Source organism: Stenotrophomonas sp. P2112, assembly GCF_041897515.1.
GTDB lineage: Bacteria > Pseudomonadota > Gammaproteobacteria > Xanthomonadales > Xanthomonadaceae > Stenotrophomonas > Stenotrophomonas sepilia.
In genome coordinates this window covers 3036661-3062996 of sequence record NZ_CP169216.1, presented here as the reverse complement: position 1 = coordinate 3062996, position 26336 = coordinate 3036661, and the positions used below count along the sequence as shown (strand labels likewise).

Annotated in this window: 17 protein-coding genes; 5 read left to right on the top strand and 12 right to left on the bottom strand. The window is 64.9% G+C overall.

The window, feature by feature from the left end:
- Window positions 1–94 precede the first annotated feature (94 nt).
- The 7 genes from ACEPA4_RS14270 to ACEPA4_RS14240 all read right to left on the bottom strand — a co-directional run bounded on the left by ACEPA4_RS14270 (window position 95) and on the right by ACEPA4_RS14240 (window position 16925).
- The gene (locus ACEPA4_RS14270; RefSeq protein ID WP_262090903.1) at window positions 95–1678 is read right to left on the bottom strand and encodes an NAD(P)/FAD-dependent oxidoreductase; all 1584 of its coding nucleotides are present in this window, start codon (window positions 1676–1678) and stop codon (window positions 95–97) included.
- A gap of 73 nt (window positions 1679–1751) precedes the next feature.
- Entirely contained in the window at window positions 1752–2246 is a 495-nt protein-coding gene (locus tag ACEPA4_RS14265; RefSeq protein ID WP_139727437.1) for a VOC family protein, read from the bottom strand.
- Window positions 2247–2369: 123 nt separating this feature from the next.
- Entirely contained in the window at window positions 2370–4379 is a 2010-nt protein-coding gene (locus ACEPA4_RS14260) for a M13 family metallopeptidase (protein WP_139727436.1), read from the bottom strand.
- A 220-nt stretch (window positions 4380–4599) separates the two neighbouring features.
- Window positions 4600–6702 carry a M13 family metallopeptidase gene (locus ACEPA4_RS14255; protein ID WP_111201700.1) on the bottom strand — a complete coding sequence of 701 codons (2103 nt, stop codon included), beginning with the start codon at window positions 6700–6702 and terminating at the stop codon, window positions 4600–4602.
- A 187-nt stretch (window positions 6703–6889) separates the two neighbouring features.
- On the bottom strand, window positions 6890–9874 hold the full coding sequence (locus tag ACEPA4_RS14250) for a TonB-dependent receptor domain-containing protein (RefSeq protein WP_139727434.1): 2985 nt from the start codon (window positions 9872–9874) through the stop codon (window positions 6890–6892).
- Between the two features lie 1037 nt (window positions 9875–10911).
- Complete coding sequence (locus ACEPA4_RS14245; protein ID WP_065179173.1) at window positions 10912–13719, bottom strand: TonB-dependent receptor domain-containing protein; 2808 nt, start codon at window positions 13717–13719, stop codon at window positions 10912–10914.
- A gap of 416 nt (window positions 13720–14135) precedes the next feature.
- Window positions 14136–16925 carry a TonB-dependent siderophore receptor gene (locus ACEPA4_RS14240; protein ID WP_072168514.1) on the bottom strand — a complete coding sequence of 930 codons (2790 nt, stop codon included), beginning with the start codon at window positions 16923–16925 and terminating at the stop codon, window positions 14136–14138.
- 214 nt (window positions 16926–17139) lie between these two features.
- On the opposite strand from ACEPA4_RS14240, the gene apbC reads away from it, so the two are divergent.
- Window positions 17140–17994 (top strand): iron-sulfur cluster carrier protein ApbC, encoded by an 855-nt coding sequence (apbC, locus tag ACEPA4_RS14235; protein ID WP_005418013.1) that lies wholly within the window; start codon window positions 17140–17142, stop codon window positions 17992–17994.
- A gap of 79 nt (window positions 17995–18073) precedes the next feature.
- The gene (gene dcd, locus ACEPA4_RS14230; protein WP_005418012.1) at window positions 18074–18646 is read left to right on the top strand and encodes a dCTP deaminase; all 573 of its coding nucleotides are present in this window, start codon (window positions 18074–18076) and stop codon (window positions 18644–18646) included.
- 106 nt (window positions 18647–18752) lie between these two features.
- Here the strand turns inward: dcd and ACEPA4_RS14225 are convergent, their stop codons facing one another.
- Genes ACEPA4_RS14225 through ACEPA4_RS14215 form a run of 3 tightly spaced genes read right to left on the bottom strand, consistent with a single transcriptional unit; the run spans window position 18753 to window position 20026 of the window.
- Entirely contained in the window at window positions 18753–18920 is a 168-nt protein-coding gene (locus ACEPA4_RS14225) for a LiaI-LiaF-like domain-containing protein (RefSeq protein ID WP_005418011.1), read from the bottom strand.
- Window positions 18921–18935: 15 nt separating this feature from the next.
- Window positions 18936–19358, bottom strand: coding sequence for an HIT domain-containing protein (locus ACEPA4_RS14220; protein ID WP_005418010.1), 423 nt, complete (start codon window positions 19356–19358; stop codon window positions 18936–18938).
- A complete protein-coding gene (locus tag ACEPA4_RS14215; RefSeq protein WP_065179170.1) occupies window positions 19355–20026 on the bottom strand; it encodes a dienelactone hydrolase family protein in 672 nt (223 codons plus the stop codon). Before ACEPA4_RS14215 ends, ACEPA4_RS14220 begins: the two co-directional genes overlap by 4 nt.
- A 205-nt stretch (window positions 20027–20231) precedes the next feature.
- Between ACEPA4_RS14215 and rimO the strand changes: the two genes are divergently transcribed.
- Together rimO and ACEPA4_RS14205 are read left to right on the top strand one after the other, a co-directional pair.
- Entirely contained in the window at window positions 20232–21593 is a 1362-nt protein-coding gene (rimO, locus tag ACEPA4_RS14210) for a 30S ribosomal protein S12 methylthiotransferase RimO (protein WP_262090904.1), read from the top strand.
- Window positions 21590–22414 (top strand): DUF3025 domain-containing protein, encoded by an 825-nt coding sequence (locus ACEPA4_RS14205; RefSeq protein WP_139727430.1) that lies wholly within the window; start codon window positions 21590–21592, stop codon window positions 22412–22414. The genes rimO and ACEPA4_RS14205 overlap by 4 nt, the downstream gene beginning before the upstream one ends.
- Before the next feature lie 86 nt (window positions 22415–22500).
- Here ACEPA4_RS14205 and greB read toward each other — a convergent pair whose 3' ends face one another.
- A complete protein-coding gene (gene greB, locus ACEPA4_RS14200) occupies window positions 22501–23007 on the bottom strand; it encodes a transcription elongation factor GreB (protein WP_065196978.1) in 507 nt (168 codons plus the stop codon).
- An 88-nt stretch (window positions 23008–23095) separates the two neighbouring features.
- A complete protein-coding gene (locus tag ACEPA4_RS14195) occupies window positions 23096–24601 on the bottom strand; it encodes a helicase HerA-like domain-containing protein (RefSeq protein ID WP_065185506.1) in 1506 nt (501 codons plus the stop codon).
- A 122-nt stretch (window positions 24602–24723) separates the two neighbouring features.
- Here ACEPA4_RS14195 and ACEPA4_RS14190 point away from each other — a divergent pair, with 122 nt between their 5' ends.
- Window positions 24724–26334: a transglycosylase SLT domain-containing protein gene (locus ACEPA4_RS14190; protein WP_065185507.1), complete on the top strand. Its 1611-nt coding sequence runs from the start codon at window positions 24724–24726 to the stop codon at window positions 26332–26334.
- Window positions 26335–26336 lie beyond the last annotated feature (2 nt).

The window sequence follows — 26336 nt, the reverse complement described above, 5'->3', positions numbered from 1 at the left end:
GCCTTCTCCCACGCGGGTAGGTGCCAACCTTGGTTGGCACGCTTTGCATGGGATCATTTGACGCTGTGGGCGCCGACCATTGGTCGGCACGCCTCTACAGATCCTGCAACACCACCTGCGCCGCATTGTGACCTGGCGCGCCGGTCACGCCGCCCCCGGGATGTGTTCCCGACCCGCACAGATACAGGCCGGGCAGGGCACCACGATAGCCAGCCTGGCCAACCATCGGCCGTGCCGAGAACAACTGGTTGGCACTGAGCGCTCCGTGGAAGATGTCGCCGCCGATCAAGCCGAAGGTGCGCTCCAGATCCAGCGGTGACAGCACCTGGCGGCCCAGTACGCTGCCAGCGAAACCCGGCGCATACCGTTCAACGGTGGCGATCATCAGATCGGCCACCGTTTCACGATGATCATCCCAGTGACGCCCACCGGGCAGCACGGGCGCCACGTGCTGGCAGAACAGGCTGGCCACATGCTGCCCGGGCGGCGCCAGCGAATCGTCCAGCGTGCTGGGAATGAGCATTTCCACGATCGGTTCGCGTGACCAGCCATTGCGACGCGCATCCAGCCAGGCACGGTCCATGTAATCCAGGCTGGGGGCCATGATGATCCCGGCGCTGAGGTGATCGCCGGGACCGGGCAGAGCGCGGAAGTCCGGCAGCTGCGACAGCGCGACATTCATCCGGAACGTGCCCGAACCGCAGCGCCAGTTCGCCATGCGTTCGCGCGTTGCGTCCGGTACCTGCTCCGGTGCCAGCATCTGCTCGTACAGCAGCTTTGGATTGACGTTGGCGATCATCGCGCGTGCGCGCAGGATTTCGCCGTTGGCCAGCGCCACGCCCACGACACGACCCTGCTCGATCAGCAGGCGTTGCACACCGGCATCCACGCGCAGCTCAGCCCCGGCCTCCCGCGCGGCAGTGGCGATGGCCTGGCTGATCGCGCCCATGCCACCGATCGCATGGCCCCACGCACCTTTCATGCCATTGCACTGGCCGAACACGTGGTGCAGCAGTACGTAGGCACTGCCCGGTGTATAGGGGCTTGCGTAGTTGCCGACGATGCCATCGAAGCCGAACAGCGCCTTGATCGGTTCGCTTTCGAACCAGCGATCCAGATACTCGGCTGCCGACAGCGTGAACAGGTCCAGCAGCTCCTGCCGCAGCGAGGCATCCAGCGTGGCCAGTTCACGACCAAGACGACCCATCTGCCACAGCGCAGGCAACGCGCGCCAACCACCCGCAACGCCGGCATCCGGTGGCGTGCGCAGGGCCCACGCGCGCAGCACATCGGCGAAGATCTCCAGGCGCGCTTCGTATTCGGGTAGCCGCTGCGCATCCAGCTCGGAGAACTTCGCGACCTCGGCCTGGGTGCGGCCCGGTGCGGACAGCAGGTAGCGGCCGTCCGGCAATGGCAGGAAGTTGTTGGCCGGGCGATTGACGATGCGCAGCCCATGCGCATGCAGCCGCAGGTCGTCGATCACCTTCGGCTGCAGCAATGACACCGTGTAGGACGCCACCGAGTTGCGGAACCCGGGGTGGAATTCCTCGGTGACTGCCGCGCCGCCGAGAACGCCACGACGTTCCAGCACCAGCACCTTCTTGCCAGCGCGTGCGAGATAGGCCGCGCAGACCAGGCCGTTGTGGCCGCCACCGATGATGATCGCATCCCAGGACATCAGCACCTCGGAAAAAGGGGACGGAGGGAATTAAGTCGCAATCCGCATCTGCGCACAGGGGGGAAGAAACGACTTAATCCCCTCCGTCCCCTTTTTTGATTGCCGCTTCGATGGTGGCGATGTCGATCTTCTTCATCGGCATCATCGCGTTGAAGGCGCGCTTGGCCAGTGCCTTGTCCTGGCTGGTCACCGCTTCGATCAGCATGCGTGGGCTGATCTGCCAGGAAACGCCCCATCGGTCCCTGCACCAACCGCACTGGCTCTCCTGCCCGCCGTTGCTGACGATGGCGTCCCACAAGCGGTCAGTCTCGGCCTGGTCCTCGGTCTGGATCTGGAAGGAGAAGGCTTCGCTGTGCTTGAACGCGGTGCCGCCGTTGAGGCCGACGCAGGGGATGCCGCAGACCGTGAATTCGACGGTCAGTATGTTGCCCTCCCTGCCGTCCGGGTAGTCGCCCGGGGCGTGGTGGACAGCGGTCACCGCGCTGTCGGGAAAGGTGTTGGCATAGAAGGTGGCGGCCTCGAGCGCGCCGTTGTCGTACCAGATACAGATCGTGTTCTTGTGTGCCATGTCCGGCTCCACGTTGGACGAAGCCGCAGCGATAGCACGCGCAGTGTTAACCCGGGATCGTGCTGCACCCGCAAAAAAAGAGCGCCCGAAGGCGCCCTTTGTACTAACAGTGCGGCCGCGGGCTCAGCGCCAGACCTTGATCTGGTCGGCTTCGCTGCGCTGCATCGGCTGCCCGGCCTTGCAACTGAAGGTGGCACCGAACGCCGGCAGGTTGGCCAGCGTGCCGTTGCTGCGCCACAGGCCCGGTGCGCGGATGTCGGCGGTCAGGCGGCGTGCGGCCTCGTTCGGCGACAGCTGCTGTGCCCACAGCGTCGACCAGGCGCGGAAGAAGCCCTGCTGCTGTGCCTGCTTGGCCTTGGGCTCCTGCGCGGCATACGCCGCCCATGCCAGTTCCAGGCCGGCGATGTCGGCCAGGTTTTCTTCCTGGGTGAGCGTGCCGTTGACCTTTGCACCCTTTACGCCCGGGAAGTCGTAGGCGCTGTACTGCGCGGCCACGCGATTGCCGAGCAGGGTCCAGGCGGTCTTGTCGGCCGGGGTCCACCAGCTGCGCAGCTCACCCTTGGCATCGACCAGCGCGCCCTTGGCATCGATCGCACGGGTCAGCTCATGGCCGACCAGGCCACCGAAGCTGCCGAACTTGTCGGCGGCGTCGGCCTTGGCGTTGAACACCGGGCCCTGCAGGATCGCGGCGGTGACGATCAGGCGGTTCTGCGCCAGGTCGTAGGCCAGCGACGGCTGCTGCGGCAGCACGTCCCAGCGGCGGTCGGCATTGCCCTTGCCGATGCGCTTCATTTCCTCGCGGTGGCGCCAGGTCGATGCAATCAGCATGTTGCCACCAAACGAGCCGCGCCCCATCGGCTGCACGCTGTAGTCCAGGTCGCGCAGTGGAGTGCCGATCTCGATCTTCAGCGCAGCCAGCTTGGCCTGCGCTTCGGTCTTGGCTTCGGCACTCATCCAGCTGCTGTTCTTTACCGCCTCGATCTGTACTTCGCGCACCTTGTCGACGATCCATGCGGCCTGGCGACGATCTTCGGCCGACAGGTAGCGGGCGGCGTACTCGCGGCCGACCATCGGGCCGGCGGCCACATTGATTGCATCCAGCACGGATTCCCAGCGCTGCGGCGGCAGGGTCTGGCCACGCAGCACACGGCCGCGGAATTCGAACTCGGCGTCGCGGTAGGCCTTGGACAGGTACGGCGCCATCGAATCGCCCACGCGCCAGCGCAGGTAGGCTTTCCACTGGTCCGGCTTGAGCTTGGTGACCATGCCATCGAGCTGCTTGAACAGGCCCGGATCGGCCAGCGAGACCAGATCGTCATCCACGCCCTGTGCCTTCAGGAACGCGTCCAGCTGCAGGTTGCGGTAGCGGCTGTTGAGCTCCTTGGTGGAGATCGGCGCGTAGTTGTTGAACGGGTTGTTGATGCCGGCCAGCGACTGCGCGTTGCGCGCCAGCTCGGTCTCCAGCGCGATCACCGCCTGCGATTCGGCATCCAGCTTGGCCGCCGGGGTGCCGGTCAGCGCCAGGATCTGCTTGACGTAGTTGCGGTAGCGGCCCATCAGCGCCACGGTATCGGCGTCGGTGCGGGTATAGAACGCCGGATCCGGCAGGCCCATGCCACCCTGCATGAAGTAACCGATGTGGCGGTCCAGTGCCTTCAGGTCGACGTCAGGGCCGAAGTTGAAGGCGACCGGGATGCCCACCTGGTGCAGCGCGGCGATCGAGGCCGGCACATCCTTGGCCTTCTTGATGGCGTTGATGCGGGTCAGCAGCGGCGCAATCGGATTGGAGCCGTCTGCTTCCACGGCGGCTTCGTCCAGGCCACTGGCCCAGAAGTCGCCCAGCAGCTTCTGCACATTGCCCTGCGGCGACTTCATCGCGGCGTCGAGCAGTTCACGCTGCTGCTGGCGGCTGCGGTCAACCAGCTGTCCCAGCGCGGTGACGGCGCCGGTCTGCGGCACCGGGTTGGCCTTCAGCCAGCCTGCATTGGTGGCGTCGTAGAAGTCGCTGCACTGGGCGCTGACGGCCGGGGCGCGTGCGGCCTTCTTCTTGGCGGCGGCAAACGCATCTTGGGTCGGGACCAGGGTCGCCAGGCTGATGCCCAGGGCGATGGCAAGCGGACGGAAGTTGGGCATGTGGAACGAATCCGTGATGGATTGAGGGCGCGCGCACTATAGCAAGCCAGGCATGGGCGCGGGATGCACGCGTCGCGGTGCATTCGCCGACCAAGGTCGGCAGCTACCGGGGAGCGCCGGGATCAGTAGATCCACGCCATGCGTGGATGAAAGACACCCGGAAAACAAAGGCCCGGGAATTCCCGGGCCTTTGCAGGTCTGCAATAGCGTCAGCCAGGACTTACCAGATCACCACCTGCTGCTCGCCGGTGCGGGCCATCGGCGAACCGGCCTTGCACTGGAACGCGGCGGCGAAGGTCGGCAGGTTCGACGGCGCACCCATGGCACGGAACTGCGCCGGGGCGTGCGGGTCGGTGGCCAGGCGGACCTTGGCGTTTTCCGGGGTGTACTTGGTGCGCCACACGGTGGCCCAGTTGAAGAAGAAGCGCTGGTCTCGGGTGAAGCCATCGACCTTCGCATCTTCCTTGCCGGCGGAGGCCTTCTGCAGGGCGTCGTAGGCGGTGGCCAGGCCACCCAGGTCGGCGATGTTCTCGCCCAGGGTCAGGTGGCCGTTCACCGCCTGGCCGTCGACCTTGTACTGGTCGAACTGCTTGACCAGCTTGCCGGTGAGGCCTTCGAAGTTCTTCTTGTCGGCCGGGGTCCACCAGTCTTCCATGTTGCCGGTCGGCCCGAAGCGTGCACCCTGGTCGTCGTAACCGTGGGTCATTTCATGGCCGATCACCGCACCGATGCCGCCGTAGTTCAGCGCGTCGTCGGCCTTCGGATCGAAGAACGGCGGCTGCAGGATGGCGGCCGGGAACACGATCTCGTTCTGCAGCGGGTTGTAGTAGGCGTTGACGGTCTGCGGGGTCATGCCCCACTCGGTCTTGTCCACCGGCTTGCCGATCTTGGACAGGTTGAACTTGTAGTTGAACTCGTTGGCCGCGCGCACGTTGCCGAGGAAGCTGTCGCGCTGGGTCTGCAGGCCCGACCAGTCGCGCCACTTGTCCGGGTAACCGATCTTCGGGGTGAAGGTCTCCCACTTGGCGATGGCCTTGGCCTTGGTTTCCTCGCTCATCCAGCTCAGGCCCTGGATGCGGTCCTTCAGCGCGGCGGCCAGGTTCTTCACCAGTTCTTCCATCTTCGCCTTGGCTTCCGGCGAGAAGGCAACCTTCACGTACAGCTGGCCGAAGGCTTCACCGGCATCATTCTCGATGGTGCCCAGCACGCGCTTCCAGCGCGGCTTCTGTTCCTTCTGGCCGTTGAGGGTCTTGCCGTAGAACTCGTAGTTCTCCTGCACGAAGGCGTCAGCCAGGTACGGCGAGGCACTGTCCACGGTGTGGAAGCGCAGGTAGGCGCGCCACACCGACGGATCGGTATCGCCCAGCGCCTTGCTCACTTCCTCATGGAACGCCGGCATGGCCAGCGAGAACTTCTCCGGCGCGGCCACGCCCTGCGACTTGAAGAACTCGGTCCAGCTGAAGTTCGGGGTCAGCTTGTCGGCGTCGGCCAGGGTGACCGGGTTGTAGTACAGCTCGACGTTGCGCGACAGCTCGACGCGCGACTTGGAGGCCTTGGCCAGGCGGGTTTCGAACTTGACCACGTCCTCGGCCTGCTTGGCCGCGTCGGCCGCGGCGACGCCGGACAGCTCCAGCACCTTGGCGACGTGTGCCTGGTAGGCCTTCAGCTTGTCGGCGTTCTTGGCATCGGTGTAATAGGTGGTATCCGGCAGGCCCAGGCCGCCCTGGCTGGCGTAGGCCATGTTCATGGTCGAGTTCTTGAAGTCCGCTTCGGCGCCGAAGCCGAACAGGACGTTGTCACCCTTGGCGGCGCTGGTGCGCAGGTAGTTGGCGATCGCCGCCTTGTCCTGCAGGCCGTCGATCGCCGCCAGGTCGGCCTTCAGCGGCTCGATGCCCTGCGCGTTGATCTTCGCTTCGTCCATGCCGGTCGCCCACAGGTCGCCGACGATCTTCTCGATGTGGTTCGGGTTCTTGACCTGCGCGACCTGTTCGGCCAGCTGGTGCTGCACGGCCACCGAGCGCTCGTCGAGGATGGTGAACGCGCCCCAGCTGGTGCGGTCGCCCGGGATTTCATTGGCGGCCAGCCACTTGCTGTTGACGTAGTCGCCAAAGGCGGTGCAGGCGTCCTTGGTGGTGTCCAGGTCGCTCGGCTGGAAGGCGTTGTAGGCCGGCAGCTTGCTCTCGTCCAGCTTATAGGTGGTGGCTTCGGCGGTGGCCGGGGCGGAGGCGGCGGCGTCCTTGGCCGGGGTTTCAGTCTTGCCGCAGCCGACCAGCGCGGCCGAAACGGCCAGGGTCAGCAGCACGATCTTGGGAGTACGGGTCACTTGAATGGCCTCCGGGCCGAGTGAGTCAGGGAGTGGCCGCAGGTGCGACCGTGGGCCGAACGATACGCCGCCGGCCAGACCTGCAAGGGTGTCGAAGGTCATGGTCGGGCGCAAGGGCTTTTGCCGGGCCCGGAAAAGGCAGACCCGGCAAAAGCCGGGTCTGTCGGGTGTTGCGGTTCTGGATGGATCAGAACTTGTAGGTGGCGCCCATGTACATGTAACGGCCGATGTTGTCGTACATCGCCGAACCGACGTCGGAGCCGAAGTAGTTCACCGGCGGATCCTTGTCGAAGGCATTGTCGATGCCCAGGTAGACGTCGATCTTGTCACCCGGGAAGCGGTAGCCGAACTGGAAGTTGTGGTACGTGTACGAGCCGTTGCGGATCGGGCTGGTCTGTCCCGGGTTGGCCTGGTAGCTCTTCGGCTGCACACGCAGGTTCGGGCCGACGTAGGTCATGTCCCACGACGCGCGCCACTGGCCCAGCGAGTACTTGGTCTGCAGCTGGCCACGCCAGCGCGGATCGGTCACCCAGGTGACGTTCTCGTCGTACTCGTTCGGGAAGGCCTGGAAGGCCCACTCGCGCGACTGCAGCAGACGGGTGCCCACCAGGCGGATGACGGTGTCACCCTCGGCCAGCTTGAAGCGGTAGTCCATTTCCAGATCGACGCCGACGCGACGCGAGCGGGCGAGGTTTTCGTTCAGCGCAACCCAGCGGCTGATCGAGTATTCCGGGAAGGTGCGGCCGCCAGCATCGGTCTTGCCGCCCACCGGTGCGCGTTCGATGAAGCCGCAGAAGCTGTTGTTGATCCCCCCCGGCGAATCCACGCAACGGGTTGCATTGGTCTGCGCGGTCACCGCACCAATGGCGTCCTTCAGGCTGATCCACCAGTAGTCGACGGACATGCCGAAGCCCTGCAGGAAATCAGGCTGCCAGACCAGGCCATAGGTGAAGCTGCGTGCGCGTTCCGGCTTCAGGTCCGGATTGCCGCCGCTGACGCCCGGGCGGGTGGCAGTGTAGGTGTCGACCCAGCCGACCGGCACGCCCAGCGCCGAGCAGTTGGCCTGGCGCAGTGCCGGGTCCGCCGCGGTGTTCGGGCGGTTCGGGTTGGTGGCCAGGTAGTTGCAGGGGTCGTTGACCGTGGCGAAGTTTTCGCTCTGCGGGTTGTACAGCTCACCGATGCTCGGTGCGCGCACCGCCTGCGACAGGGTGCCGCGGGCACGCAGCGACGGGATGATGGTCCAGTCCAGGCCCACCTTCCAGGTGGTGGTCTTGCCGATGCTGCTGTAGTCCGACCAGCGGCCTGCGGCGTCCAGGGTCAGGTTGTAGATGCCCGGGATGTCGGCCAGCAGCGGCACGGTGGTTTCAACGAAGGCCTCGCGCACGTCGTACTTGCCCATGCGGTTGGGAATGGCGTTGAGGAAGGTCAGGCCCTGCGCGGCCAGCGGATCGGTGATTTCGCGGCTCTTTTCGCGGCGGTATTCAACGCCACCAGCCACGCCGACGTCACCGGCCGGCAGGCTGAAGAGCGAGCCGTTGGCCAGCGATGCGCTGAACACCGACTGCTGCAGGCGCGAGTAGTTGAACGAATTGACGTTCATCCAGTCACGTGCAGCTTGGGTCACCGCGCCGTTGCCGAACACCGAGAACGGCACGCAGCCTTCGCGGGCGAACTGCGAGTACACGCGGTTGCCGTTGTTGGGGTTGGTCGCGTTCGGGTTCAGCGTGGTGCGGCAGACGATCTGGCCAGTGGCCGGGTTGACCACGGTATCCAGGCCAGCCTGCCAACGCTCGTTGATACGGTTGTTGAGGTTCCAGCGCTTGACTTCGCTCTGGCCCCAGTTGCCGTAAACGTCGTAGGTCCAGTTCTCGGTCAGGTTGCCTTCCATGCCCAGCACAAAGCGCTGGGTGTTGCGCTCCACGTGCTCACCACGCTGGCCGGCGTCGACGTTGAAGCGGCTCAGGGTTAGCTGGCTCAGGCCGGCGCTGGTCATCAGTGCACGCAATTCCGGCGACACGTAAGCGTTATCGCGCTGGATGCGCAGGGTCTGGTCGAACGACGGCTGTGCCAGGAAGTCGGACACCGTTTCGGTGTACTTGCCCTCGAAGTACAGGCGGTGGTTGTCGGTCAGGTCGAAGTTGACGACCGTGTTGATGCTCTTGCGGTCGAACTTCGGCTGCAGGTCGGCAACCGAGTTCAGGTCGGCGAAATCACAGTTCACGCAACTGGTTGCGCTGACCACGGTGCCGTCGTAGCGCTGCTTGCGGAAGGTGCCATCCGGGTTGAACTGATAGCGGTTGCCCCAGGTAGCCGGATTGTTCGGGTTGAAGGTACCAATGTTGAAGGTACCGCCGAAGGAGATCGAGTGGTTGCCGCCCGGGCCTGCAAGCACGGTTTCCGGGTTGCTTTCGCTGGACGGCTTGCTGCTGTCGTAGTTCGGGTTGCGCACCGACACCAGGAACTCGTTGCCGATGGCGCGGTCGGTGCGGACGAAGCGGTCCTGCTTGCTGTACTCAAGGGCGACGGCGGCGTTGCCGCGGCCACCAGCGAAGTCGGTGCCGGCCGAGGCGCTGATGAAGGAGCGGTTGAAGCCGCCTTCGCTGGCCATGCCGGTCTGACCGCGCACTTCGGCGCCGTCGAAGGACTTCTTCATGATGAAGTTGACCACGCCAGCCACGGCGTCGGCGCCGTACACAGCCGAGGCACCACCGGTGATCACTTCCACGCGCTCGATCCATTCCACCGGGATGGTGTTGACGTCCACGGCCGAGGAACCCGAGGTCGCGCCGACGTGGCGGCGGCCATTGACCAGCACGAGAGTGCGCGAGGTGCCCATGCCACGCAGGTCCATCAGACCCACGCCGGCGGTGCCGATGAAGCGGGTCGAGTTGCCCAGCGTGTAGGTCGGTGTCAGTGCTGGCAGGCGCGTCATCAGATCGCCGATGTTGTTCGCACCGGTGGCACGAATCTCCTCGGCGGTGATGGCCGTGACCGGCGAGGGGGTCACAAAGCCCGTACGCGCAATGCGCGAGCCGGTCACACTGACGCGATCGAGGTCGATCGGGTTGGAGGAGGCTTCCTGCGCGAAGGCAGGTGCTGCGGCCACGGCGAGCAGACCGACGAGCAGGGCGCTGCTGAGCGGGTGACGGCCAGGTGGGCGGTTGTACGTCATCGTTATGGGTCCCCTAATGAATTGAAGCGTGCTGTTCCGTCCGTTCGTTACATCTAAGTTCATATAACGGGCGTCGTTCATGGAACCTAACACGGCCTTAACGAGAAATGCATACAAATGTCACAAAATGGTACCTGGGTGCACTTCGGAGTTGGCTGAAAGTGCAACAAATACAATCGTTTAATATCAATTGTGATCTGCCGGCGACAACTTGATGACGCGAAGCTGAACGTGGTGAGATGGGCCACTTTGCGCAAATAGGCGTTTCATCATCCGTCCAGGAGCGGTGTTCATCAGAGGGGCGGAGGAAGCTGCCGTAATTGGCCTGCCGCGTGGCGATCCCCTTGCCTGGCGACTAGGCCGTCGATGTGTCGGAACTGCCTTTGCGTAGCTTTCGTAGTTCCAAATCGACTTCGGGTTGCCCAGCAGGTCCTGGAAGTCCTCACCCGGCTGCACCTGCACTTCATGCTTCAGCATGTTGGTGTAGTTGTCCGAGAACTGCAGCGAACCGAAGCGGCCGATGTCTTGCAAGTACGTGAAGCCGACGGTAAGGGCCTGCAGGTTCTGGCAGGCTCATCTTCGGGGGGGGCACAGCGAGCTCAGGTTGCTGGCCGAATCGCGTACGACCCAGTCGGCCACGTTCTGACGGGTGGATGAGGAGCTCTTCGGCAAGTCGTTGCGGCAGCAGTACTCGGCCAGCAGCAGCGGGTCTATGCTGGCTGCATCAACTTCGTTCTCGATCTTGCAGTTGTAGCAGTCGGCCGAGATCGACAAGTTTCTACAACCGGGGTATGGGCCGATTCGGCCAAGTTGCACTCGGTTTCTACGGCTACATGCCGAAGAATAGTGGTCAGGCGGCAAACGCGCTTGTGCCGTTCGTGGAGCGCGTGGATGCGTTCGATGAGCCCAAGTGCCAGCTCCGCTGGGGCCGGGAATGGGCAGGCCCTGTTCCACCAGGGCCTGTTCTTCCATCCGCTCAGGCCGGACACGAAAAAGCCCCGCCATGGCGGGGCTTTTCCGTTGCTGCGGTTGCGGGATTACTTCACGCCGAACGCGTACTTGGCCTGCACGTAGATCGCGCGCCCGTAGGCGTTGTACAGGTAGTTGTTGTACGGCTGGCCGCTGGTGCCGGCGAAGCTGTAGCGCTGGTTGTCCGGCATCTTGTTGAACACGTTGTTGACCATCAGCGACAGGGTCAGGTTTTCCATCGCGCGGTAGTTCACGCTCAGGTTGTAGGTGGTGTAGGAACCCCACTTGCCTGCCTTGTAGCCGGAGCTGTGGACGTAGTCATAGCCGTTGCCCACGTAAGCCATGTAGTTCGGCGTCTTGCCGATGTAGTTGGCATACAGGGTGGTGGTCCAGTTGTCCTTGGCCCAGCCGATCGAGCCGTCCGCGCGTACCTTGGCGTACGAGTCATACACCCACATCGCATACGGGTCGTGCAGCAGGTCCAGGAACTCGTCACCCGGCTGCGGCTGCAGCTTGCGCTTGAGCATGTCGGTGTAGTTGGCCGAGAACTGCAGCGAACCGAAGCGACCGATGTCCTGCACGTACTTGAAGCTGGCGGTCAGTGCTTCCAGGTTCTGGCGGGCGACGTTCATCTTCGGCGTGTAGATCTCGTCGAGCACGCCCGATGCATCACGGGTGATCCAGTCATCGACGTTCTGGCAGCTGGCCGAGGTGTTGTTGGACTGGCCGTTGCGGCAGTAGTACTCGGCCAGCAGCAGCTGGTCGGAGCTGAGCGTATCGACCTCGTTCTTGATCTTCCAGTTGTAGTAGTCGACCGACAGCGACAGGTTGTTGATCGGTGCCCACACGACGCCTGCATTCCAGACGTCGGCGGTGATCGGCTCCAGGTCGGGGTTGCCCGAGCGGGTGCCGAACACCGAGACGCTGTCGTACGGGCAGCCGGTGGTGTTGGCCGGGTCGTAGCCCAGCTGGCCGCAGCGATAGTAGTCGGTGGAGCCGTTGGCGTAGTAACCACTGCGGCCCTGGAAGGCATCGGACAGGGTCGGTGCGCGGAACGCCGTACCGTACTTGCCACGGAACAACAGGCTTTCGATCGGGCGGAACTCGATGCCGACGCTGTAGGTGGCCTTGTCCACGGTGTTGCTGCCGATCTTGAAGGCGTCATAGCGGCCGGAGCCGGTGACGGTCAGCGTTTCCAGCAGCGGCATGCGCAGTTCGGTGGTCACCGCGTAGTTGCTGCGATGGCCGGCACCGGATACGGCGGTGGTCCCCCACACGCTGCCGTCCATCAGGCCCGGGTCGGGCGTGTAATCCCAGCCTTCACTGCCGCCTTCCAGGACCACGGCGAAGCCAGCATCGCCACCCGGCAGCTTGAACAGCGAGCCATTGGTGACCTGGGCGCGGGCCAGGTTCTGCCAGGTGCGGCTTTCGCTGTAGCTGTAGCCGGTGAAGCTCTGGAAGTCACCGGCGGGCAGCGGTGCGTAGAACGCTTCCCAGTTCGGGCTGTAGATGTTGTAGCCGGTGCTGGTGGTACCCAGCACCGGGCCCAGCACGCGCTGCTCGAAGTAGTCGTTGATCGGGTCGTTCCAGCGCACGAAATTGCGCTCGGTCAGCTTGTACTCGCCACGGGTGAAGCTGAGGCTGTAGTCCCAGTTGCCTGCGGTGCCGCGGCCGCCGAGGGTGACCTGGTAGGCCTTGTTGCGGTCGGTGTTCATGATGTCGCGGTAACCGCCGCCGCCGATGTCCTCCGGCGCGAACACGCGCTGCAGGTTCATGTACTGGCCGCTGGCCTGGTCGTAGAAGCGGCCCCAGCCCGAGGAGGTGCCCCACCAGGTGTAGCCGGAGCCGGTGGCGTACTTGACCTCCTCCAGGCTGTACAGCGCGTCGCCGAACAGCTGGAAATTGTCGTTCACGTCGAAGGTGGCCGAGCTGTAGATCTGCCCGCTTTCCTTGCCGTTCTTGATGGTCTTGTAACCGGTGCCGTAGACCGAGCCGCAGGCCTGGCCGGTCGGACGGGTACCGAGCACGGTGGTGCCGTCGAACTGGCCCGCCACGTTGGCGCACCGGTTCGGGTCCATCATCGCGTAGCGGTTGTTGGCGGCCGGCAGCAGCACCAGGAAATCGTTGGAGACGTACTGCGGGCTGTAACCGTCGGGGTTGTTGACCTTGGTCAGGTCGCGCTGGTAACCCCAGATCGGGCTGGTCTTCTCGTACTGCACGTTGACCAGTGCATGGAAGCGGTCATCCTTGGAGTTGAAACCGCGTGCGCCGCTGAAGCGGAAGCTGTTGCCGCCACCTTCGCTGTAGGCACCGCCGCGCACATTGAGCACACCGCCATCCATGCGCTCCTTGAGGATGATGTTGACCACGCCGGCGATCGCGTCCGAGCCGTACAGCGACGACTGGCCACCCGGCAGGATCTCGATGCGCTCGACGATGTCGATCGGGATGCCGCTGATGTTGTTGAAGGTATCGCCGCCGTTGTACAGCGCCGGATACGAGAGCATCGGGCGGCCGTTGATCAAGTACTTGGTATAGCCCGGGCTGAGGCCGAACATGCCCGCCGCTTCGGCGCCCTGGGTGAAGGATGCGGAGGTCTGGCCACCCTGCAGGCCGCCCGTGGACAGCGAGGACTGCTGCAGGACATCGGCGACGCTGGTGAAACCGCGGGTCTGGATATCCTCGGCGGTGACGGTCAGGACGGGCGTGTGGTTCTCGATCTCGGTCTGCGGAATCAGCGACCCGGTGACGGTCACACGATCAAGCTGGGTCGGCGCATTGCCGTCCTGGGCCAGGGCGGTGCCGGAGGCCAGGAGGGTGCCGAGCAGGGCGAGGGTCAAAGGGTGGCGCGAGAGCGTGGAACGTTGGCGAGACATGGTGGATCCCCGTAGTGAGCAATGTCTTGGCGGCGCATTCCCTGCGCATTAACAATTCGTTCAGTGTGACTCCATTCAGGTCGACCGTAACACGTCGTTAACGCTGCCAACACAGGCCTGTCACATCAATGCGCCGTTGGGAAATGAAAAAACGCTTACGAATCAATGGATAAGGCGATTTGTTTTGGCATGTTTCAAAAGATGGCGGCGTGCAAGGGAGCATGTCGGCATTGCGGATATGCCCTGTAGATCAATGCGTTGCCTTGGATCAGCGCTGCCGGGAACCTGGATGTTTGTGCGCTGTGGATCACACTTTCTGCTACAGGCCGGACGGGAGGGTGGGGCGCAGTGGTGCAAAAAAAAGGCCCCGCCGAAGCGGGGCCTGGTCCAGACACGCGGTCCGGGATACGACGGGATTAGAAGTCGTACTTGACCTGGGCCGAGATCTGACGGCCGTAGACGCTGTAGAAGCCGTCGTTGAACGGGGTCGATTCGTTGCCCGGGTAGTTGTAGCGCTGGCCTTCCGGCAGCTTGTTGAACACGTTGTTGACCATCAGCGACAGGGTCAGATCGTCCTGTGCCTGGTAGTTCAGGCTCATGTTGTACGTGGTGTACGAGCCCCACTTGCCGGCCTTGGCGCCGGAGGAGTGGACGTAGTCGTAGCTGCGGCCGGTGTAGGCCAGGTAGTTCGGGGTGCTGCCGACGTAGTTCGCGTACACGGTGGTGGTGAACTTGGAGATGGCCCAGCCCACCGACACGTCGCCGCGTACCTTGGCGAAGTTGTCGTAGTACCACATGTTGTACGGATCGCTCAGCAGGTCCAGCTTCTGCGCACCCGGCAGGGCCACCACTTCACGCTTGAGCATGTTGGTGTAGTTGCCGGAGAACATCAGCGAACCGAAGCGGCCCAGGTCCTGCTGGTACTTGGCACCGACGGTCACCGCTTCCAGGTTTTGGCTGGCCACGTTGAGCTTCGGGGTGTACACGCGGGTCAGGTTGCCACCGGCGTCGCGGGTCACCCAGTCGGTCACGTTCTGGCAGCTGGCCGAGGTGTTGTTCGGCAGGCCGTTGTGGCACTGGTACTCGGCCAGCAGCAGCTGGTCGGTGCTCAGGGTCTTGACCTCGTTCTTGATCTTCCAGTTGTAGTAGTCGACCGACAGCGAGAAGTTGCTCACCGGGGCCCACACCACGCCTGCGCTCCACACGTCGGCGGTGATCGGCTTCAGGTCCGGGTTGCCGGACTTTTCGCTGTACACCGAGGTGGTCTTGTAGAACGAGCAGGCTTCGTCACGCAGCGCGTAACCCATCTGGCTGCAGCGGTAGTAGTCGTTCTGGCCGGAGGCGAACGAGCCGCTCATGCCCTGGAAGGCATCGGACAGGGTCGGCGCGCGGAACGCGGTGCCGTACTTGCCGCGCAGCAGCAGGCTTTCCACCGGACGGTATTCCAGGCCGATGCTGTAGGTGGCCTTGTCGACGGTCTTGTCGGCGATCTTGAAGGCGTCATAGCGGCCCGAGGCGCTGATGGTCAGCGACTCGAACACCGGCATGCGCAGTTCGCTGGTCACCGCGTAGTTGCTGCGGTGGCCGGCACCGGCCACGGCGCTGGCGCCCCACGCGTTGCCATCGACGAAGGCCTGGTCGGGCGAGTAATCCCAACCCTCGCTGCCGCCTTCCAGCACGACGGCCAGGCCGGCGTCGCCGCCCGGCAGGGAGAACAGCGAACCGTTGGTCACCTGCACGCGACCCAGGTTCTGCCAGGTCTTGCTGCGGTGGGTGCCATAGCCGGTGAAGCTGGCGAACTGGTCCGGGGTGATCGGCGAGTAGAAGGCGGTGTAGTTCGGGTTGTAGATGCCGAAGCCATCAGCAGTGGTGCCCAGGCGCGGGCCCAGCACGGTGTCGCCGAAGAAGCCTTCGATCTTGTCCTTCCAGCGCGCGAAGCGGTTCTGGTCCAGACGGTATTCGCCGCGGGTGAAGCTGGCGCTGTAGTCCCAGTCGCCGACCATGCCCTTGCCGCCCAGGGTGACCTGGTAGGAACGGCTCTCATCGGAGTTCAGGATGTTGTTGTAGTGGCCCGGGCCGATTTCTTCCGGCGCGAAGGCGCGCTGCAGGTTCACGACCTTGCCCAGGCCCTGGTCGTAGAAGCCGCCCATCACCGACTTGGTGCCCCACCACAGGGCGCTGGAGCCGGAGGTGAATTCGGTCTTTTCCTTGCTGTACAGCACGTCGGCGAACAGCTGGAAGTTGTCGTTCACGTCGAAGGTCATCGACGAGTAGAACTGGCCGCTGTTCTTGCCGTTCTTCAGGGTCTTGTAGCCGGCGCTGTACACCGAGCCGCACGATTCGCCCGATGCACGCTTGCCGACGGTGGTGGTGCCGTCGTACAGGCCTGCCACGTTGGCGCAGCGGGTCGGGTCCATCATGTACAGCTTGTTGTCGGCGTTGCCGATGACAGCAAAGTCGTTCGACGGCAGCTGCGCGGTGTAACCGACCGGGTTGTTCTGCTTGGTGATGTCACGCTGGTAGCCCCAGATCGGGCTGCCGTTTTCGATCTGCACGTTGACCAGGGCGTGGAAGCGGTCGTCGAACGCGTTGAAGCCCTTGGCGGCGCTGAAGCGGATGTTGCTGCCACCACCTTCGGTGTAGGTGCCGCCACGGATCGACATCGTGCCGCCGTCCATGCGTTCCTTCAGGATGATGTTGACCACGCCGGCGATCGCGTCCGAGCCATACAGCGACGACTGGCCGCCCGGCAGGACTTCGATGCGCTCGACGATGTCGATCGGAATGCCGCTGATGTTGTTGAACGACTCGCTGCCGTTGTACAGCGCCGGATACGAGAGCATCGGGCGGCCGTTGATCAGGTACTTGGTGTAGCCCGGATTCAGGCCGAACATGCCGGCGGCTTCGGCGCCCTGGGTGAACGCACCCGAGGTCTGGCCACCCTGCAGGCCGCCGGTGGTCAGCGATGACTGCTGCAGCACTTCAGCAACACTGCTGAAGCCGCGGGTCTGGATGTCTTCGGCGGTGATGGACATCACCGGGGTCTGGGTTTCGACCTGGGTCTGCGGGATCAGCGAACCGGTGACGGTGATCTTGTCCAGGTTGGTCGCCTTGTCCTGGGCCATTGCCGGGGCGGCGGCCATCAGAGCGGAAATCAGGGCGACGGCGAGCGTGTTGCGACGTGCGGTATTGCTGACGTGTTTCATGTAGTTCCAATGGAGAGCAAAAAACAAAAACGGCACTGCGCATGCGCCATCGCGCGGGCCGGAACAGCGGGCTCCGCAGCTCAAAACAGTGCTGATCGAACGTAACATGAACTTAACAATCTGTGCACGAATCCGTCGCAATCCTGAATTTCAGTCAGGTTACGTCCAGCTTGTATGATGTTGGGTTATCCCCCTGACTCCGCCGGTGCTCGTTGTGAACAGTTCTCCCCGCCGTCCCCATGCCAGCCAGGTCCAGAAGGGACTTACGCCGCATGCCCGCATCCGCAATGTCATCGCGGTCGGTTCGGGCAAGGGCGGCGTCGGCAAGTCCACCACCTCGGTGAACCTGGCCGTGGCGCTGCAGCAGCTCGGTGCGCGGGTGGGCGTGCTCGACGCCGACATCTACGGCCCCAGCGTGCCGGCCATGCTGGGGCTGTCCGGCCGCCCGGAAAGCCCGGACAACAAGAGCATCGAGCCGCTGCGTGCGTTCGGCGTGGACACCATGTCGATCGGCTACCTGATCGAAGAAGACACCCCGATGATCTGGCGCGGCCCGATGGCCACCTCGGCGATGACCCAGCTGTTCAACGATACCCTGTGGGACGACCTGGATTTCCTGCTGATCGACCTGCCGCCGGGCACGGGTGACATCCAGCTGACCCTGACCCAGAAGATTCCGTTGGCCGGTGCAGTGATCGTCACCACGCCGCAGGACATCGCCACGCTGGATGCGAAGAAGGCGCTGAAGATGTTCGAGAAGGTCGAGGTGCCGGTGCTGGGCATCGTCGAGAACATGGCCGTGCACACGTGCAGCAGCTGCGGGCACATCGAGCACCTGTTCGGCGAGGGTGGCGGCGAGCGCATGGCCGCGCAGTACGGCGTGCCGCTGCTGGGGTCGCTGCCGCTGCAGATCGGCATCCGCGAGCAGGGCGATGCAGGCACGCCGATCACCGTGGCCCAGCCGGATTCGGCACCGGCCCAGGCCTACCGCCATGCCGCGCAGCGCCTGATCGAGGAAGTCGGCAAGCGCCCGCGGGCCTCGATCCCGATCCTGTCCTCGCTGCTGTAAGTGCCGGGGCAGGGGCCGCCGGCGCAGGCCGGCCCCCTGCTAGAATCCTCGCGCCCCCTCGTACCCCCCAGGACAAAGCATGAGCATCAAGAGTGACCGTTGGATCCGCCGCATGTCCGAGCAGCACGGCATGATCGAGCCGTTCGAGGCCGGGCAGGTCAAGCAGGCCAACGGCCAGCGCATCGTCAGCTATGGCACGTCCAGCTATGGCTATGACGTGCGCTGCTCGCGCGAGTTCAAGGTGTTCACCAACATCAACTCGACGATCGTCGATCCCAAGCACTTCGATCCGGGCAGCTTCGTGGATATCGTCGGCGATGAGTGCATCATCCCGCCGAACAGCTTCGCGCTGGCGCGTACCGTGGAGTACTTCCGCATTCCGCGCGATACCCTGGTGGTGTGCCTGGGCAAGAGCACCTACGCGCGCTGCGGCATCATCGTCAACGTGACGCCGCTGGAGCCGGAATGGGAAGGCCACGTCACCCTGGAATTCAGCAACACCACGCCGCTGCCGGCGCGCATCTACGCCAACGAAGGCGTGGCGCAGATGCTGTTCTTCCAGGCGGCCGCCGATGACATCTGCGAGACGTCGTACCGCGACCGTGGCGGCAAGTACCAGGGCCAGACCGGCGTGACCCTGCCGCGGACCTGAAGATTGCAGGCGATCTGTAGAGCCGAGCCATGCTCGGCTTCAAGGCAGGGCAGCCGAGCATGGCCCGGCTCCACATGAAGGAAGGCGGCGCAATGCGCCGCCTTCCTTATTTGCCGCGACCGAACAGCATCGCGATGCCGACACCCACCAGGGCCACCGGCCACCAGGTCAGCAGCAGCTTGGACAGGTTCAGGTGCGTCCAGCCGAGATTGCTGGCGAGCATGAACAGGCCGATCAGGATCAGCAGGACGGCGGCAACGAGGTTGAATCGCATCGGGTCGGCGAAGGCTCAGGACAGGGCCGGATATCCTAGCCGTTCCTTCCAGTAGGCGACATGCTGGTCCAGCGCCGCCGGCTCGTAGCGGTGCGCCGGGCCGCTGCCCCAGACCGGGCCCGGCCAGGCCGGATCACCGTCGTGGCGGCCGATCACATGGAAATGCAGCTGGCGCACGATATTGCCCAGCGCCCCGATGTTGATCTTTTCCACCCCGTCGGAGCCCTTCAGGGCCTTGCAGGCGCGGTTGAGCTCGGTGCGGAGCTTGTCCTGCTGCTCGCCGTCCAGCTCGATCCACTCGGTGACCCCGGCCAGGCGCGGTACCAGCACCAGCCAGGGGAATCGTTCGTCGTTCATCAGCCGCACTTGCGACAACGGTCCTTCCGCCACCAGCACGCTATCGGCGGCCAGGCGTGAATCGAGTTCGAATTCGCTCATCCAAGATGCTCCGAGAAGAAGTCCAGGGTGCGTTGCAGCGCCAGGGCGGCGCTGTCTGGATCATACGCATGTCCGACCTCCCGGTTGAAGGCATGATCGGCCGGATAGACGTAGGTGGCCATCTGCGGCAGCTTCTCGCGGTGGGCCTGCACGGCTTCCGGTGGGATGCTGCGGTCCTGGGCGCCGAAATGGAAGATCACCGGCGCCTTGGGTGTCTCATCGAGGAACTGGACGTTGCGGGCGCCGTAGTAGCTGACCGACGGCAGCCCCAGGCGCACTGCGGACAGCATCGCCACCGTGCCGCCCCAGCAGTAGCCGACGGTGCCCACCTTGCCGTAAGGGGCCAGCCGGGTGGCCGCCGCGCGGACCACTTCCAGTGCCCGCTCCATGCCCAGCGCGCCGACCCGTTCCAGGCCCTGCTTCACGCCATCGGCGTCGTAGGGCAGCGCGTCCGGATCGGCGTCGGGGCCATCGAGCAGGTCAAAGAACGAGGGCGCCAGCACCGCATAGCCTTCCGCCGCGAAGCGCTCGGCCACGCTGCGGATATGCGGATTGGCGCCGAAGATTTCCTGCACCACCACCAGGCCGCCGCGCGCGGTGCCTTCCGGCAGGGCCTGCCAGGCCCGTACCGGGCCGTGATGCGTATCCAGGGTGATCCACTCGGCCATCGTCATCTTCCTCGTTGCTGGAAACAGAACTGCATTGTCGGTGCTGCGCCGGTTAGCGCGGCGTCAGTGGCTGTGCCGTATCGGTCGGCTGGGCATTCAGAGCGCGGCCGCCAACCCCGGTATACTGGCGCCCTTTCAGGCCCCGGCCCCCAGGAACCCCTGCCATGGCGGCAGGGGCCCAGGCCCCCAGAGTCCCGCGATTTCCATGTCCCAGCTGAACCCCAAAGTCGGCTTCGTCAGCCTTGGCTGCCCGAAGGCCCTCGTCGATTCCGAGCGCATCCTCACCCAGCTCCGCTCGGAAGGCTACGACATCGTCCCGTCCTACGATTCGGCCGACGTGGTGGTGGTCAACACCTGTGGCTTCATCGATTCTGCGGTGACCGAGTCGCTGGACGCGATCGGCGAGGCGATGAACCAGAACGGCAAGGTGATCGTCACCGGTTGCCTGGGCAAGCGCCCGGAGCAGATCCGCGATGCGTACCCCAACGTGCTGGCGGTGTCCGGCCCGCAGGATTACCAGAGCGTGATGGAAGCGGTGCATGAAGCACTGCCGCCCAAGCACGATCCGTTCGTGGACCTGGTGCCCGACTACGGTATCAAGCTGACCCCGCGGCACTACGCGTACCTGAAGATTTCCGAAGGCTGCAACCACAAATGCAGCTTCTGCATCATTCCGTCGATGCGCGGCAAGCTGGTTTCGCGCCCGGTGGATGAGGTGCTGCGCGAAGCCGAGCGCCTGGTGCGTGGTGGCGTGCGTGAGCTGCTGGTGGTTTCGCAGGACACCTCGGCCTACGGCGTGGACGTGAAGTACGCCGAGAAGATGTGGCGCGACAAGGCCTACCAGACCCGTTTGAAGGCGCTGTGCGAAGGCCTGTCGGAGCTGGATGCATGGGTGCGCATGCACTACGTGTACCCGTATCCGCACGTGGACGAAGTGGTGCCGTTGATGGCCGAGAATCGCATCCTGCCGTACCTGGATATCCCGTTCCAGCACGCCAGCCCGCGCATCCTGCGCCTGATGAAGCGCCCCGGCGCGGTGGAGAAGACCCTGGAGCGCGTGCAGAACTGGCGCCGTATCGCGCCGGACATCACTGTGCGTTCGACCTTCATCGTCGGCTTCCCGGGCGAGACCGAAGCCGAGTTCGAGGAACTGCTGTCGTTCCTTGACGAAGCGCAGCTGGATCGCGTCGGTGCGTTCGCCTACTCGCCGGTCGAGGGTGCCACCGCCAACGACCTGCCTGACGCCGTGCCGGAAGAGGTGAAGCAGGAACGCCTGGCCCGTTTCATGGAGAAGCAGGCGCAGATTTCCGCCGCGCGCCTGGAAGCCAAGATCGGCACCGTGCAGCAGTGCCTGGTCGACGCCATCGAAGGCGACATCGCCGTGGCCCGCTCCAAGGCCGATGCCCCGGAGATCGACGGCCTGGTGCACATCCAGAATGCCGACCAGGTGCCGCTGCGCGTGGGCGAATTCGTCGACGTGGAGATCACCGAGAGCGACGAGCATGACCTGTACGGTGACGCGCTGGCGGCCGCCCCCCGTCCGGCGTTCGACCTCAAGGTGCTGTGATCGCAGCGACGGCCGCCACCGGCAACGGCGGTGGTTCACGGCGCTTCGTACCGCCGCCACGTGCGGCGGTAGCTGCACGGCGGTTCGAGCACCCGCTGTTTGCCGGGCTTCAGGACTTCCGTGACCTGCTGGACGGCATCGCATGGCCGTCCATCGCGGCGCTCGATGCACGTCTGGCCGTGCCTGGCAAGCGCCTGGTTGAACAGGACGCCGCGCTGCTGGCCGATGGCCTGCATTATGAGGCGCGTATCGCGCAGGGACGCATCGCCACCCGTGCCGGCAACTGGCACGACCTGTTCAATGCGCTGGTGTGGGCCTCACAGCCGCAGCTGAAGCGCGCGCTCAACGTGCGGCAGTGCCTGCATATCGAGGCGATGCCACCCGGCCAGCGCAATCGCGCGCAGGCCGCCTTGACCCAGTTCGACGAAACCGGCGTGATCGTGCGTGTGCGCGATGACTCACTGCTGGCTGCCTGGGATGCACACGACTGGCCCGCGTTGTTTGACCCGGTGAACTGGCAGAGCGGTGACATCGCCATCACTGTGGTATTCGGGCATGCGCTGATGGAACAGGCCCTGCTGCCGGGGCGATTGCTGGTCGGCAAGTGCGTGGTGGTGCAGGGCGATGTCGAAGCCGCCTGTGTCGACGTGGTGAGCGCTGCCATTGCCGAGGGCAGGGCAGTGACCGATCCGCTTCAGCTGCGGCCGTTACCATTGGCCGGTGTTCCCGGCTGGCATGACGTGCAGGATTCTGCCTTCTACCGCAATGCCGACTATTTCCGCCCGCCTCGTGCAGGGCGCACGTACCCGCCACCGTTGTAGAGCCGAGCCCATGCTCGGCTGCGTTGCCCATCAGCCGAGCATGGGCTCGGCTCTACAACGGCGGCGAGGTCGGGCATGGCTCGACGCTACATAGGCTCGTACTCCACGCCGATCACTGCAAAGGTGAACTGCCCGCCGGGCAGCTCCACCGAGAACTCATCATCCAGCCGCTTCTTCAGCAGCGCACGCGCCAGGGGGGAATCGATGCTGATCCAGCCCAGGCCCGCATCGGTCTCATCCGGGCCGACAATGCGATAGCGGCTGGTGTCGCCGCTGTCCACGTTCTCCAGTTCCACCCACGCGCCGAAGAACACTGCGAGCGGATCGGTTGGCGTCGTATCGACCACGCGCAGCGATTCCAGCCGCTTGGTCAGGTAGCGCACGCGGCGGTCGATCTCGCCCAGTTGCTTCTTGCGGTAGGTGTACTCGGCGTTTTCGGAACGGTCGCCTTCTGCTGCAGCGGCGGCGAGCGCTTTCACCACTTCCGGGCGGCGCACGCGCCATAGCTCATCCAGTTCGGCCTTCAGTCGCGCATGCCCGGAAGCGGTGATCAGGGCGGTGCTTTTTTCTGCGGGGGGACGCCAACGGGACATGCAATACGACTTCTTTTCTGGATGACGAATGAGAGAGCAGGGTCAGATCCCTTTCCAGCGGAAAGGGCTCTGACCCCAGCAGGGGCAGCTAGCGCTTGCCGCCGAAGATGCCACCGAGGATGCCGCGCACGATCTGGTTGCCCAGCTTGGTGCCGACAGTGCGCGTGGTCTGCTTGGCCATGGTTTCGATCATGCCCTGGCGGCGCTTGGTGCCGAAGATCGCATCCTTGATGGCCTGGCCGAACCCCCCTTCCTGAGCTTCGTCCTGCTCGCGGCTGCGCGCGGCCGGCGCCTGTGCCTGCTCGATGCTCTTCTGCGCGCGCTGGGCCAGCAGTTCGGCGGCCGATTCGCGGTTGATCGCGGTGTCGTAGCGGCTGCCGACCGGGCTGCCGGCGCGTACCTGTGCACGCTCGGCCTCGGTGATCGGTCCCATCCGGCAGCGCGGCGGCGCGATCAACGTCTGCTGCACGGGCATCGGCACGCCCTTGTCCTGCAGCGTGGATACCAGTGCCTCACCGGTGCCGAGCTGGCTCAGCACCTTGGCCACGTCCAGCTTCGGATTCGGCACGAACGTCTCGGCCGCGGTTTTCACCGCCTTCTGGTCGCGCGGGGTGAACGCACGCAGTGCGTGCTGAACGCGATTGCCCAGCTGGCCGAGAATATTGCCCGGCACGTCGTCGGGGAACTGCGAGCAGAAGTACACGCCCACGCCCTTGGAACGGATCAGGCGCACCACCTGCTCGATGCGCTGCACCAGCGACGGCGGTGCATCATCGAACAGCAGGTGCGCCTCGTCGAAGATGAAGACCAGCTTCGGCTTGTCCAGGTCGCCCACTTCCGGCAGCTGCTCGAACAGTTCCGACAGCAGCCACAGCAGGAAGGTGGAATAGAGCTTGGGCTTGAGCACCAGCTGGTCGGCGGCGAGGATGCCGATCATGCCGCGGCCGTCGTGGTTGACCCGCATGATGTCGGCCAGTTCAAGTGCCGGTTCGCCGAAGAAATTCTCGCCACCGTCCTGCGCCAGGCGCAGCACCGAACGCTGGATCGCCGCGATCGACTGCGCACTGACCAGGCCGTACTCGGTGGAAATGTCCTTGCGCTCCTCGGCAACCAGGCCGAGCAGGGCGCGCAGGTCGTCCATGTCCAGCAGCAGCAGGCCGCGGTCGTCGGCCAGCTTGAATACGATGTCGAGTACCCCGGCCTGGGTGTCGTTCAATTCGAGGATGCGCGACAGCAGGGTCGGGCCCATCTCGCTGACCGTGGTGCGCACCGGGTGGCCCAGTTTGCCGTACAGGTCCCAGAAGATGGTGGGGCTGGCGGCCGGCGCATAGTCGGCCACGCCGATCTCGGCGGCACGCTGGAGCAGGTTTTCTGCGCCGGTGCCGGGCACGGCCAGGCCGGAGACATCGCCCTTCACATCGGCCAGGAACACCGGCACGCCCCGTCGCGAGAAGCCCTCGGCCAGGGTCATCAGGGTCACGGTCTTGCCGGTACCGGTGGCGCCGGCCACCAGACCGTGGCGGTTGCCGAGTTTCGGCAGCAGGGTGACGGCAATATCGTCGGTAATACCTTTGCCGAGCAGAATCGGATCCATTGTCCAGCCCTTGTGATGAATAGCCCAATGTTAACCGCCGGCAGTGACGGTCCGAAGGTCGGCTTGCCCGGACCTTGGCGGCGCCGCTACTCTGCCTGCCTGTTTTGCACACAGTGCCATCAATGCCCGTTCCTGTCCTGATTTCCCGCGGTTGGCCGCTGCTGGCCCTGGCCGGCCTGGTTTCCCTGGCGCCCGACGCCCACGCACAGCGGGTTTCGGCCCGGGACAAGGTGAAGGTGGATGCGCTGCAGCAGCGCATGACCGCCGCCGAGAAGCGCTACGGCGACGCCCTGCTGCTGGTCGCCAATGCCGATCCCAAGGGCAGCAACGAGGCCGATGCCGCGCTGGAGGACATGGAAGATGTCCTCAACGACTGCGTGAAGCAGAAGGGCTGCCAGATGGGGACCCTGCTGGCCAGCTACAAGCGGCTGCTCAAGCACGACGCCGATGCCGCCGCCAGCGATGACGTGGCCGACGAGGGCGGTGATCGCCTGGAAGCCGACCCGGACCACATCGGGCCGCTCACCGCCGACGTGCCCGAGGCCGCGCGCGCTGCCGCGCTGTTGAACGACAAACGGCACGCCTTCGACAGCATGGTCGAGTACAACCCGGCGGTGCAGGCCGGCATCCGTCGCTGGCTGACCGACATGCGACCGGCGCTGCTGACCAGCTACGAGAATTACCAGAACCTGCGCGCGGTGATGTGGCCGGAGTGGGAAAAGCGCGGCCTGCCCGAGGCGCTGCTGTTCGGGATCATGGCCAAGGAATCCAACGGCCGTGTGCATGCTTCCTCGCGCGCCGGCGCCGCCGGCCTGATGCAGTTCATGCCGGCCACCGGCCGCCGTTTCGGCCTGGGCCCGGACGGCACCGGCTTCGATACCCGCTTCGACGCGCGCAGCGCCGCTGAAGCCAGCGCCAGCTACCTCAACGAGCGCCTTCGCGAACTGAACAACAACGTGGAAATGTCGGTGGCCGCCTACAACGGTGGCGAAGGCCGTGCCGCGCGCGTGTTCAAGCAGAGCGCCGGCCAGAGCTTCTGGACCGACAGTGTCTACAACCAGTTCCCGGGCGAGACCAAGGACTACGTGCCGATGGTGATTGCCGCGGCCTGGATCTTCCTGCACCCGCAGCAGTACGGCGTGGAGTTCCCGAAGATCAGCGCGCAGCCGGCCACGCTGCGGCTGGCCAAGTCCACCACCATCTATGAATTGACCATCTGCCTGGGCAGCCACGGTACCCGCGATGGCTACATGCGTGCGCTGCGCAACCTCAACCCGCGCTATGAGGCCGATGGCTGGATTCCGGCCGGTACGCTGATCAACGCCACCACCCGCATCGCCGGCCTGTACCAGCGCAACTGTGTCAGTGGTCCGCGTGCCGACCTCGCCCGCACGCTGATCACCGCTGATCTCAACGCGGCGATCAAGCGCCCGACCGCGGCGAGCTATACCGGCAGCGTGGCGGTGGGTGGTGTGGTGCCGGTGGCCGACGCGGCTGCATCCACCAGTGTGCCGACCGCACCGGTGGCTGCAGTGGCGGCACCGCGCCCGGCGCCGGCCGCCCGGCCGAAGCCGGTGCGCAGCCACAAGGTGGGCAAGGGCGAGACCCTGGGCGCCATCGCGGCGAAGTTCCAGTGCGACCTGCCGACCCTGGCCCGCGCCAACGGCCTGAAGGCACCGGCCTACAGCCTGCGCCACGGCCAGACGCTGAAGCTGCAGGGCTGCGACAAGTAATT